The sequence below is a fragment of the Vibrio sp. 1978 genome (genome assembly GCF_033344345.1).
On the sequence record NZ_JAWPOP010000028.1, the window covers coordinates 43,559 to 54,617 of the forward strand.

Sequence of the window (11,059 nt, forward strand, 5' to 3'; positions counted from 1 at the left end):
CGATATGAAGTTATGGGACCACCCCATGTCGGAAAACGACTTCCGTCAGTGTTTGCGCATTGCAACTGGTGCGACCATTGGTTTCACTTTATGTAAAGTATTTGGTTGGAACTATGGCGTATTCTTTACTGTAACCCCGATGCTGTTACTTGGAATGGTGCCAGTCATGAGTCTACATGCCGCACGACAACTGATTTTTTCAGCGGTTGTGTGTGGATTAGAAGTTGGTGTGCTTGGTGGGTTATTTGGTGGGCACCCAGGCATGATGACAATCATTGCATTCGGGTTGTTCCTGTATAAATTCGCCTGTATGTCAAAAGGGAGCTTATTCTTATTTGGAGCGAACAGCGTACTGAGCTTAAGCATCATGCTGCACTTTGCGAGTTATCCAACCACTGACTTAAATGACCTAATATTTAGCAACCTGCAAGCGAATGTTATTTCAGTGATCGTTGCTTATGTGGTGACATTTTTGATTCCCGATGCGGAACCTCGTCAGCCACCAGCGAAACCGTCGCAGCCTAAACAGAGTCATCGAATGCGTCATGAAGCCATTATGGGGGCGAGTATCGCTACAATGTCTTTCCTTGTATTCCAGCTATTTGACCTCAGTGACTCTATGTCTGCTCAGGCGACAACCTTACTTTTATTGTTTCCTATGCATTGGAACGGTGCTTTAGGGTATGCGCGAAAAAGAGCAATGGGGACCTTGATGGGGGTGACCTTTGGTATTGTCGGACAACTTGTATTATACGATTGGTCGGATACCTTATTGTTTATCGTCCCATTGCTTTGGATTGGTGCGATGATGTTCAGCTATATGCACGTGAAAGAGTCTAGCGGTTCGGGAGCCGGATTTGGCGGCTTAACCACATTAGGCATTTTGTTCGGCCAATATCTTACTCCGGATGGTGACTTAATGTTCAGTGCGCTGTATCGCGTGAGCAGTATTTTGTTTGCTATTGTTGCGACGCTGCTTGTGACCTATACGGTTCACAGAATACTCAACAGCTTTGAGGCGACGCGCTTTAGCGAGCAGTAATTTCAGACGTTACTGGTTAGAAAGGATTGCTCCAGTAACTCTGTTTTTAGTTCGTGAGTCATCGCAATGGGACTGGCAAACTTAATTCCAACTACCCATCCCTTCACCAATTTCTTAATGTTGGCAATGACACATCGATTTTCTTCTCCGATATAGTGGCTTAACGGGCATTCGATGGTAACACTCTCACCCACGTTGAATTCGGGCTCAATCAAGGTTGATATACCAACACCTGCTAGAGAGAAATCGATAAGGCTACCGTCGTAGACATTCCCTGCATGAATAACGTTACAGTCCATTTGCAACTTGTAACGCTCATGTTCCCGAACTGGTTTGGTTGCAAATGTTCCTGGAATGCGGATAAACAAAAGGGGGGATGGTCGAACGGTCGTCGTCAGTACGCTGGACTTAAACGCAATGACATGGCCTAACTCCGTATCTGATACACCACGCACGATGACATCGGCGTTGGGGAGTTTTCTCATCACTTGCTCTTCAAGCAAACGCATTGGTATATCAAGAATCAAATAAGCATTTTCTTTCATCCCCAGATAGGTGGTGGAATACGTATATTGATCCTTAGGCCCAAATTCGAAATTAGTAGAAAGTTTCATTCCCGGTTTGAGAAACCTATGCAGTTCATCTTTAGTATGAGTGGCTGGCATCACATTGGCGTTTTAATTATTAGTTGAGCTGAGGCTATCAAAACGCCATTTTGTTATTCAAGATAGTAAGGCATAAGTTTTTGTAAAATCATCGCTATCTGTGAAGTGGTGGGCGATAAGTTTGGCTCATTCCACCTTTCATAAAGATTTGGCTTGCCACAATACTGCCGCATGTGACCAACATCAGCGCTAACCAAGTGAGAGAATCTGGTTGTTCACCAAAAATTGGAACGGCAAGAAGTGTCGCGACGACTGGAGTTAATGAACCAAAAGCAGCGCTGGCTTCGGCACCGATGATCCTAATTGCATAAATGAAAGTGAAAGAAGCGATTAAACCTGCGCCAACACCTTGTAGCATCGCGTGGCCAAATAACTCCTCCCATGGCCACTGGCTGAACGGTGTTACCACCAAATAACTGTCTACCCACCCGAAACCAACGGCGATAATGAGCAGAGCCAAAGACGCGATTGCAACGAATCCTGCACAGACGTGTGCATTAAGATTGGCGACACGAGCGCTGATGGTGAAAGCAGCCCACATGATGCTGCCAGTTAGAAACAGGATATGCCCTTGTAATTGAGACCAGTTGTACTCTGCGCCGCTATTAGAAAGAAGGAATACGAAAATCCCTAACAGCACCGTAGAAAGCCCGATTAAGCGGTGAGCACTCAGCGACTGTTGATAACAAAGTACCGCGATAGCAGAAACAAACAATGGCAAAGTGCCAGGTACTAATGCACTGCCGTGCGCCACGGGAGCGAAATGCATAGCCGTTCCGACGACCAGAAGATAGGGAAGGCCGCTTCCAACCACAACACCAACCAGGTAGCGTTTAGGCACTACGCGCAGCGACTGTTTATGCTTAATCACAAATGGTAATAAAATTATACTTGGGATGAGAAAGCGAACTAACGCGATATCGGCTGGCTGCAAGGCAGAAATTGCGCCCCCTTTTAAAGAAATAAAGAAACCAGACCAAAGCAGTAAGGTCGTTAATATAGCTGCGTATCCCAAGATCATTATCGACATGTCCATTTGTAAATGATGTGTTAATTGTTGAATAAAACTCTTGCCAAAGGGAGGCAAAGTTTGACGTAATTAGGCTTGATGTTGGTGATAAATTGCGTATAAATGTTAATTATTAGTGATTAAAGGCACGGAAGAATAAATGGATAAAATTGACAGGCAACTTATCAACCTAATGCAGAAGGATGCCACTCTGACAACTGCAGAACTTGCTGACCAAGTAGGGCTATCGGCATCACCTTGTGCAAGGCGCATTAAGCGTTTGGAGCAGGAAGGTGTAATTAGTGGTTATCGAGCTATTGTGTCCAGAGACACTGTAGGCATCGCGATGACTGTATTTGTTGAAGTGAGTTTAAATAACCACCAAGCTTCTTCGATTGATGAGTTTGAACATGCCGTTGTTGAGATGGATGAAGTGATCTCATGCCATGTCGTATCAGGGGCCTATGATTACCTGTTAGAGGTGGTCAGCAAAGACCTCGTTGGCTATGAAACATTTACTAGAAAGTTACAGCGATTAGAAAATGTGAAAGATATTCATACCCACCTGGCGATTAGACAAGTGAAAGGAAATGGCAGTTTGCCGATTTATGCATAAGAAAGATGAAATTTTTCGATAGACTTAAGATTGCTCACTATCATCGAAAGCGATATAGACAGTTTGGTAAAGACAGAGCCCGAACTCTGGGATGGGCAGATAAGTATAGTCAGATCAGCCGTTTTGAGGCGTTGTGCCGAGGGTTAACGTTAGACGGTTCAAGTATTTTAGATATTGGGTGCGGCTACGGAGACTTGTTAGCGTTTATCGAACTTACGGGGGGGCTTCCTCAAAGCTATATTGGCATTGATCAGCAAAAACAGTTTATCTCTGAAGCCAGAAAACGAGATTTTCGCACGCAAAGTAAGTTTATATGTGGCGACTTTTCAACGTTGGTATTGCCTCGTTGCGATTTTGTTTTTGCTTCCGGATCATTGAACTATCAATCCACCAACCCAAATCATACCATTGAAATGATTGATAAAATGTACCGAGCGACAGAGAAAGGTTGTGTGTTTAACTTGTTGGATGAATCCAAACTACCCAGCATGAAAATGTTAGCGTCGCACAATAAAGAAGGTGTCTTTCGCTATTGTCGATTGCTGTGTCCGAATACACGATTGATTGAGGGATACTCCGAGCACGACTTTACGATTGCCATGATCAAAAAAGCGGAGTCCGTTTCCTGACTCCGCTTAATAAATTCTTAAGCCTTATTGGTTTTTGTATTGTGAGATTTCACAGTTACCTGTGTATCTATCAACCTTGAATGAGAACGCGGCTGAATGGTATTCCCTCCCATCACTCCATATTGTTTCTCCGAAGATTTTACACAGATCCAAATCACTGATTGAACCGAACTCTTTTACGTGCCTAACTACTGACAAAAACTTGGCTTTGGTAGCATTAGGACATTCCCTGTTACTTAATCGATTGATAACCATGTTTGTAGCATCATCTCCAGCCAAATGTGACTTTTTATTAAATTTTATTAATGGCTAAACTAACCAAAAAATGTCCATAAGTAAAGCATTAATGTGACGCATGTCTCTATAAATTGATTGTCTTGGTCATGGTTTAGTCAAGTTTGTCAAAGGGAACAATCCCATTATTTACATTTGATATCATTCACGACTAAGGAAAGATAAAAAGCACGAATAACGTCCAATATTGGAGTGAAAAACCAACATCGTCTATTCAAAACTGGCTCTGTTTTTACTTCGAAACATCTTGAGCGTATTGAAGCGCTCGGGCTTCTTTATCATAGACTTGTGACAGAGTTTGATATTGTGAAGAGAGGCGCTTGTAATCTTCAGCAAGTTCCAAAGCGTTGGTGTTATACCATTCCGCAGTTATTTGATTGGCTGTTTTGTTTGACTCTCGGCACTTCTGGGCCAGTATCTCCCACCCATTTGCTGACCATTGGGATTGTGTGCTCAATTTAAGCAGCTGATTCGCTTTAGTTGTGAGCTCTTCTTTGTATTGAATCGATGCTTTTAATTGCGCTTTGAACACATTTTGGTTCGACTTGGCACGCCAAAGTAGCACGAGCTCATGCAGTGAAAAGGTTTCGGACAATAACTGACGCTGTTTATGTTCGGTCAAAAGTGTATTGAATACCTCAACATGCTGATTGTAATTGGACTCTAAACGATTGAATTGGGTAAGATTGTCATTCCACGACGATGGGTTACATTGAATATTGGCGTGCCCCGTTATCGGGAACAGAAGAAATAGTAGTATCCAATTGAGTCTGTTGATCATTATTGCTCGCGTTAGTTGACCTGCTCTTTTGAGTATATACCCAAATTTCTACGACATGCGTGCTGCTGGTGGGATAAGAATAAAGAATGAAAAGGAAAAGGGCATGAAGAAAATTCTCGTCGCATTGATTGTCATGCTGTTGCTCGGCGGAGCGGGGGCTGGATACTATTTCTTCTTTATGCAGAAAGATGAACCTGAAGCACCAAAGACTACACAAGTCGAGCAATCGTCACTGCAAAAAGAAACATCCAAACCGATTCTGGATTTAGAAGCCGTTCCCCCGGAAGTTACCGAGTACTACGTTATTGAGCGTCGTGTCAATGTTTACAATAAGCCTAACCCTAATGCTTTAGTTGTCGATACGCTCTATAAGGGAGAAAAAGTATCGGTGTTAGAAAAAGTAGATGGGTGGTACCGAATCTCCGGCTATCTTGTCTATGAAGAGGGTGGAGAAGAAAAAGCCGAATGGTTGAATGCTGAAGGGTTATCTGATGCAGAGCCAGTTATTAAAGAGCAAGAGCGCTTAGAGATATTGGATGAATACCTACAGAAGTCGGATGATTTAAAAGTTCACTTGGATATTTTCCGTAAGAAAACACAGCAATTGTTAGACGATGAAACCTGTGATCCGAGTGATTTTGAGGAGCTCGGAGGCTGGGTTCGTTCTGTGACGTTCAAAAAGCGCAACGTTTACTTCATCTATTGTGGCGGTTTGGAGCAAGAGAACAAGATCTACTTAGATGTTGATAAGGGCGATATTTTTTATCGATAACTCACCACCAATTACACTAGTTTTCTAAAGACGTTTTGATAAATGCAATAACGATGCAAACCTGAAATCAGAGATTTATAACTTTTTAGTTGTGAACCATAATCAATAGGAATACTATCAACGAGTCAAGTGACCTAACTTGGCTCTTTGTGTTTTTAGTGAGTTCCTATGCCTTGGATTTACCTTAGAAAGTTGATTTTGCTGCTATTTGCAATGGTATTGCTACCAGTGCATGTATCTGCTGCGCAAATCGACCACAAGGCTCACGTACCGCACTTTTCTAAGCTACAACCTTTTGTAGCCGTAAGTGTATCGCCAAACTCTTCCGTCGATTTTTCTGAAGTTTCAGAAGAAAGCTCTCAATCTCCAGTATCTGAAGGCCATGCAAGTCTCGATTCCGTTGCTTTGTTTAACTCTCAGCGCTGGACGTCTTACTTACGGGAAGGGCTTGATGACGAGCACGTAGATTTTGTCGGCGATCTCACTACTCCGTTTTATGCTGATGCGGGTTACGCATACAGCTTGATGGACATTAACTGGCGTCACAACCAGTCCACATTTTATCATTTCACAAGCGATCATCGCATTTCTGGTTGGAAAGAGACCAATGCCATGTACGTCGCACTCAATAGTCAGTTTTCTGCCTAAACACCATCTATTTGCACCATTGTGCACTCTTAACACGACGATTGTATTCGACAGGACGTGAGCGTTCTGAGCATTTCATACCCTGAATTTATTCTGGGAGCATCTGTCGTGTGTTAAGCCTTGTTATTAAAAGCTTCACTTCATTGTGAAGGGATGATGTTTACATGAAAAAAACGCCAAAGCAGCAAAAGAACAGAAAGCTGATGAATCACTACTCAGCTTGGAAATATGTCGTATTAATCACGACAGTCATTATTTTAACCCTAAGTGCTATACCAACTTGGTTTGGCGAACAGCCTTCTATCCAGTTGACGTTTGCGGATCAAAACAACAGTGAAATGTCGGTTGTTCATCTGAATCAACTGCTAAAAACCAACCATATTTCAGCCGACAAAATCATCGAAAAAGACGGCAAAACAACCATTGTATTCGATGGTGAAGATGCGCAAAGTAAAGCTCGTGCGTTGTTAAACAAAGAGCTAAATAAAGACGACAGCATCACTTTCTCATACGTATCGGTTGCGCCAGAATGGTTGAATGAGATGGGCTTTAGCCCAATTAAGCTCGGTCTTGACCTTCGTGGTGGCGTTCAGTTTCTGTTGAATGTTGATGTGAATAAAGCGTTTGAAGAACAACGTGATGCATTGATTGATGAAATCAAAGCGAACCTACGTGATCAACGTGTTCGTGGTGTGCAAGTTCGAGCAGAAAGTGGCAACCGAATTACGGTAAACAGTGACAGCGAGCAAGCATTGTCGGAAGTGAACAAGTTTTTGCGTCAAAACTACCCGGGCTGGATTTCAAAAAGTTCATCTCGTGGCTTTGTGCTTGAACCGAGTGAACAAAATATCCAAGAATTTCAATCGTCGACTCTTCAACAAAACCTGAAGATCATGCGTGGTCGTATTGAAGAACTTGGTATCACAGAGGCACTAGTGCAACGCCAAGGTAAAGAGAGCATTCGAATTGAGCTCCCTGGTGTACAAGATCCTGCTCAAGCGAAAAACGTTATTGGTGCAACAGCAAGCTTGGCGTTTTATGAAGTGAAAGATGCGAGCCAAGCACACAGCAGCCAAGATCTTGTTCTTCAAGATAATGACGGTCGTACTGTGATTTTGGCAAAACGACCAGTTCTAACGGGCGAGCACATCGTGAACGCTCGTGCTGGTGTCGACAAAATGGGCATGTCAGAGGTAAATATTTCTCTTGACCACGCTGGTGGTAAGAAAATGAGTGACTTCTCAGCAACTCACATCGGCAAGCCAATGGCGACCGTTTACCGAGAGTACAAAACAAACGATCGCGGTGTAACTGAGCGTAGTGAGCGCGTTATCAGCGTCGCAACTATTCAATCTCAACTTGGTAGCCAGTTCCGTATTACTGGTGCAGGTAGCATGGACGATGCACAGCAGTTAGCGCTATTACTTCGAGCGGGTTCACTAACTGCGCCGGTTACTATTGTGGAAGAGCGAACAATCGGTGCTTCTCTGGGTGCAGAAAACATTGAAAACGGTTTTGCAGCACTGGCTTTAGGTATGGGTTTAACACTGACCTTTATGGCACTTTGGTACCGCCGCTTAGGTTGGGTAGCAAACGTGGCGCTTTGTGCCAACATGCTTTGTTTGCTTGGCTTAATCGCCTTGTTACCAGGAGCGGTTCTAACGCTTCCGGGTATTGCCGGTTTAGTGTTAACCGTCGGTATGGCAGTGGACACCAACGTTATTATTTTCGAACGTATTAAGGACAAAATGTGTGAAGGTCGCAGCTTCGCTCAAGCGATTGACCTTGGCTTTGACAGCGCATTCTCGACCATCCTTGATGCCAACATTACTACCATGATCACCGCCGTGATTTTGTACGCCATCGGTAATGGCCCAATCCAAGGCTTTGCCTTAACACTCGGATTAGGTTTGTTAACCAGTATGTTTACAGGCGTATTTGCCTCTCGAGCAATGATCAATTTAATTTGGGGCCGCGATGCCCGTCGTGATGTGAGGGTTTAATCATGGTCGAAATGCTAAAACAAAATATTCGTAAAATTCGCTACTTTACTACGCTAGTTTCCATCATTTTAACGGTGATCGCGATCGTCGCTCTAGGCTTTAAAGGGTTGAACCTAGGTTTGGACTTCACTGGCGGTATGGTGACAGAAGTAAAGGTAGATAAGCAGCTAACTAACCATGATCTGCTTGACGTTCTGCAACCAAAGCTTGGTGAATCTGCGTCAGTGACACGCTCTGGTGAAGATGGCCGTTGGGTGATTCGTTACTCTGCGCCGGAAGATGGACAAACGTTGCCAAGTGTAGAAGAGGTGTTGAAGCCAATCTCTCACCAAGTTGATGTTGTCAGCAACAGTATAGTTGGCGCTCAAGTTGGCCAAGACTTGTTTGAACAAGGTGGCTTAGCATTGTTGATTTGTGTGTTGAGTATTCTCGGTTACTTGTGTTTCCGTTTTGAATGGCGTTTAGCGAGTGGTTCACTATTTGCTTTGGCCCATGATGTGATCTTAGTGCTTGGTTTCTTTGCAATTACTCAAATGGAGTTCAACTTAACCGTTTTTGCAGCGGTGTTAGCAATTTTAGGTTACTCATTGAATGACTCGATCATCATTGCAGACCGAATCCGTGAGCTGTTGATTGCGAAACAGAGTTGGAAAACAGAAGACATCAATGACCAAGCTGTTATCGCGACGTTTTCACGCACTATGGTGACATCTGGTACGACATTGATCACTGTTGGTGCATTATGGATTATGGGAGGAGCGCCTTTGGCTGGTTTCTCAACCGCCATGTTTATTGGCGTTCTGTCGGGTACATGGTCTTCGATTTCGATTGGTACTGTGCTGCCGGAGTGGTTGAAACTGGAGCCGAAACATTATCTTCCAGTTGAGATTGACGCAGCGCCGTAGCATTATTTTTAAGGTAAAAGTGCTTGCGCCACTCATCTTGAGTGGCGCTTTCTTGTGCTTATTTCACGCGCATCAGACGATGTTTCTCAAGTCCCAAATCGAACTCTAAGACTTGTGAGCGCTTCATTGCTTCGACTTTATTCAACATCGACTCTTGGTAGCCTTTCTTCTTCATCCACTGAAGAGGTACAGAGAAAGCATCTTCATTAACGACATAAGACTCGCCTTTATGCTCACCGCTATAGACGTTCACAACCCAAACTCGGGCTTGAAAGTCCAATACTTCACCCATGACTTTAGCGATTTTATTCAGAATATTTTTCATTGTTTCCAGTTTGCCTTAGCTTAGTAGCAACCAGACACCAACTCCCATCATTAAAGTGCCTGCGATACGGTTCATTAGGCGTACATTCTTAGACTGACCTAATACGTGTTTCAACCCTTTACCACCAGTAGCGTACAGAGACATGCAAATGAACTCAAACAGTAAAATAATGGAGACAAGTATGATCAGTTGCGGTGCAAGTGCTGCGTTTTGGTCTATAAAAGGCGGTAAAAGAGAAATCATAAATGCCCAGCCTTTTGGGTTTGCGATTGCGGTAACGAAGCCTTGCATGATAAGTGCGATATTGTCACTCTTTGGTGTTTCTAAGTTGTCGACATTAATCGCAAGTTTCCCTCGCGACCGCCACATTTCAATTCCAAGATAGAGTAAATAACCGCCACCAATGAACTTTAACGCGATAAACATCCAAGGATAATTGAGCATAATCGCAGCGATACCTAACACCGCAGAGACTGACACCAGCGCGACACCGAGAAGTTCTCCTATCATCATCCATAACGTGCGACGATAACCGATACTCATACCTAACGTTAGGGCGAGAGTCATGCACATACCAGGCGTGATTGAGACAAAAAAGAAAGTAGGGATGAACATACTGAGCAATGCAAGATTCATATCTGTTGATGATTTAGTGATTAAAGAGAAGCCACAAAGATAGTGCAAAGTGGAAAAGGATGCTACTACAAAGCGAGCGATTACTTTCACTAGTAGCTAGTTGATGTTCTTCGAATATATAAATTTAAAATGAAATTATATTTTAATCTATGCGTCATAATAGTGCGTAATGCACCAGTATGAGACAAGCTCTTATATCATTTTTAGATTGAATATATTTAATTTCTTATATTTTATCGTTATTAATTCTCACTGTATTAAAATAATCGAGTTGATAACTAAATTGTCATTAAATGCAGTAATTAAATGATATGTTTGATAATTATTTTTACTGATAATTGAATTATTATTCTAATCTCAAGTTTGTTGTAATCATATAGGCTTAAAATTCAGATCTTAAATCATGACACAATGTAACGTCTACCATTCTGTATGTAAGTTCATGATATTTAATAATTATGTTTCTATTTCTGTTGGAGTGGCTTTTGTGGAAGTGTGATTTAAAACAATGACTTATGTAAAATTAACCATTTTATAACATTTCACGGGTAATGAGATCTAAATCAATCTTATGCAATTGGGTGAGTTTTTTATTTGAAATGTAATATTTCTAGGTTAACTTAAAATAAAGGCAGCACGGGATTGGTTGTCAAAAGAACCCGATTTCAGATAATAAGTGCGACATTCATGGATAGGTGTAGAAGAGGAAGTCAACTACTGAAAGTGGTACGCTC

General features: G+C 42.6%; 12 protein-coding genes. 7 read left to right on the top strand and 5 right to left on the bottom strand.

All coding sequences use genetic code 11. The features are described from left to right. Positions 1–4: 4 nt before the first annotated feature. The gene (locus tag R8N49_RS20730) at positions 5–1,042 is read left to right on the top strand and encodes a DUF2955 domain-containing protein (RefSeq protein ID WP_186585451.1); all 1,038 of its coding nucleotides are present in this window, start codon (positions 5–7) and stop codon (positions 1,040–1,042) included. 2 nt (positions 1,043–1,044) lie between these two features. Here the strand turns inward: R8N49_RS20730 and R8N49_RS20735 are convergent, their stop codons facing one another. After that, entirely contained in the window at positions 1,045–1,707 is a 663-nt protein-coding gene (locus tag R8N49_RS20735; protein WP_064369362.1) for a flagellar brake protein, read from the bottom strand. A gap of 94 nt (positions 1,708–1,801) precedes the next feature. Beyond that, the gene (locus R8N49_RS20740; RefSeq protein WP_017635181.1) at positions 1,802–2,728 is read right to left on the bottom strand and encodes a DMT family transporter; all 927 of its coding nucleotides are present in this window, start codon (positions 2,726–2,728) and stop codon (positions 1,802–1,804) included. Positions 2,729–2,876: 148 nt separating this feature from the next. On the opposite strand from R8N49_RS20740, the gene R8N49_RS20745 reads away from it, so the two are divergent. After that, complete coding sequence (locus tag R8N49_RS20745; protein ID WP_186585449.1) at positions 2,877–3,332, top strand: Lrp/AsnC family transcriptional regulator; 456 nt, start codon at positions 2,877–2,879, stop codon at positions 3,330–3,332. Between the two features lie 5 nt (positions 3,333–3,337). Further along, entirely contained in the window at positions 3,338–3,961 is a 624-nt protein-coding gene (locus tag R8N49_RS20750; RefSeq protein ID WP_005373579.1) for a class I SAM-dependent methyltransferase, read from the top strand. A gap of 526 nt (positions 3,962–4,487) precedes the next feature. Here the strand turns inward: R8N49_RS20750 and R8N49_RS20760 are convergent. Next, positions 4,488–5,036 (bottom strand): hypothetical protein, encoded by a 549-nt coding sequence (locus tag R8N49_RS20760; protein WP_017635183.1) that lies wholly within the window; start codon positions 5,034–5,036, stop codon positions 4,488–4,490. Between the two features lie 103 nt (positions 5,037–5,139). On the opposite strand from R8N49_RS20760, the gene R8N49_RS20765 reads away from it, so the two are divergent. The 4 genes from R8N49_RS20765 (at position 5,140) to secF (ending at position 9,364) form a co-directional block, all read left to right on the top strand. Further along, positions 5,140–5,808, top strand: coding sequence for an SH3 domain-containing protein (locus R8N49_RS20765; protein WP_138940091.1), 669 nt, complete (start codon positions 5,140–5,142; stop codon positions 5,806–5,808). 168 nt (positions 5,809–5,976) lie between these two features. Beyond that, positions 5,977–6,456 carry a hypothetical protein gene (locus R8N49_RS20770; protein ID WP_005373572.1) on the top strand — a complete coding sequence of 160 codons (480 nt, stop codon included), beginning with the start codon at positions 5,977–5,979 and terminating at the stop codon, positions 6,454–6,456. A 164-nt stretch (positions 6,457–6,620) separates the two neighbouring features. Then, positions 6,621–8,459 (top strand): protein translocase subunit SecD, encoded by a 1,839-nt coding sequence (secD, locus tag R8N49_RS20775; RefSeq protein WP_186585447.1) that lies wholly within the window; start codon positions 6,621–6,623, stop codon positions 8,457–8,459. 2 nt (positions 8,460–8,461) lie between these two features. Next, the gene (gene secF / locus R8N49_RS20780) at positions 8,462–9,364 is read left to right on the top strand and encodes a protein translocase subunit SecF (RefSeq protein WP_005373567.1); all 903 of its coding nucleotides are present in this window, start codon (positions 8,462–8,464) and stop codon (positions 9,362–9,364) included. A 58-nt stretch (positions 9,365–9,422) separates the two neighbouring features. On the opposite strand, the gene R8N49_RS20785 is transcribed toward secF, so the two are convergent. Both R8N49_RS20785 and R8N49_RS20790 read right to left on the bottom strand, forming a co-directional pair. Next, complete coding sequence (locus R8N49_RS20785) at positions 9,423–9,689, bottom strand: hypothetical protein (RefSeq protein ID WP_186585446.1); 267 nt, start codon at positions 9,687–9,689, stop codon at positions 9,423–9,425. A gap of 15 nt (positions 9,690–9,704) precedes the next feature. Further along, a complete protein-coding gene (locus R8N49_RS20790; protein ID WP_186585445.1) occupies positions 9,705–10,325 on the bottom strand; it encodes a LysE family translocator in 621 nt (206 codons plus the stop codon). Between the last annotated feature and the right edge of the window lie 734 nt (positions 10,326–11,059).

What these genes read in the sequence shown, in the direction of transcription:
- R8N49_RS20730 (WP_186585451.1), top strand. Translation starts at nt 5, where the DNA reads ATGAAGTTATGGGACCACCCCATGTCGGAAAACGACTTCCGTCAGTGT.
- R8N49_RS20735 (WP_064369362.1), bottom strand. Translation starts at nt 1,707, where the DNA reads ATGCCAGCCACTCATACTAAAGATGAACTGCATAGGTTTCTCAAACCG.
- R8N49_RS20740 (WP_017635181.1), bottom strand. Translation starts at nt 2,728, where the DNA reads ATGATCTTGGGATACGCAGCTATATTAACGACCTTACTGCTTTGGTCT.
- R8N49_RS20745 (WP_186585449.1), top strand. Translation starts at nt 2,877, where the DNA reads ATGGATAAAATTGACAGGCAACTTATCAACCTAATGCAGAAGGATGCC.
- R8N49_RS20750 (WP_005373579.1), top strand. Translation starts at nt 3,338, where the DNA reads ATGAAATTTTTCGATAGACTTAAGATTGCTCACTATCATCGAAAGCGA.
- R8N49_RS20760 (WP_017635183.1), bottom strand. Translation starts at nt 5,036, where the DNA reads ATGATCAACAGACTCAATTGGATACTACTATTTCTTCTGTTCCCGATA.
- R8N49_RS20765 (WP_138940091.1), top strand. Translation starts at nt 5,140, where the DNA reads ATGAAGAAAATTCTCGTCGCATTGATTGTCATGCTGTTGCTCGGCGGA.
- R8N49_RS20770 (WP_005373572.1), top strand. Translation starts at nt 5,977, where the DNA reads ATGCCTTGGATTTACCTTAGAAAGTTGATTTTGCTGCTATTTGCAATG.
- secD (WP_186585447.1), top strand. Translation starts at nt 6,621, where the DNA reads ATGAAAAAAACGCCAAAGCAGCAAAAGAACAGAAAGCTGATGAATCAC.
- secF (WP_005373567.1), top strand. Translation starts at nt 8,462, where the DNA reads ATGGTCGAAATGCTAAAACAAAATATTCGTAAAATTCGCTACTTTACT.
- R8N49_RS20785 (WP_186585446.1), bottom strand. Translation starts at nt 9,689, where the DNA reads ATGAAAAATATTCTGAATAAAATCGCTAAAGTCATGGGTGAAGTATTG.
- R8N49_RS20790 (WP_186585445.1), bottom strand. Translation starts at nt 10,325, where the DNA reads ATGAATCTTGCATTGCTCAGTATGTTCATCCCTACTTTCTTTTTTGTC.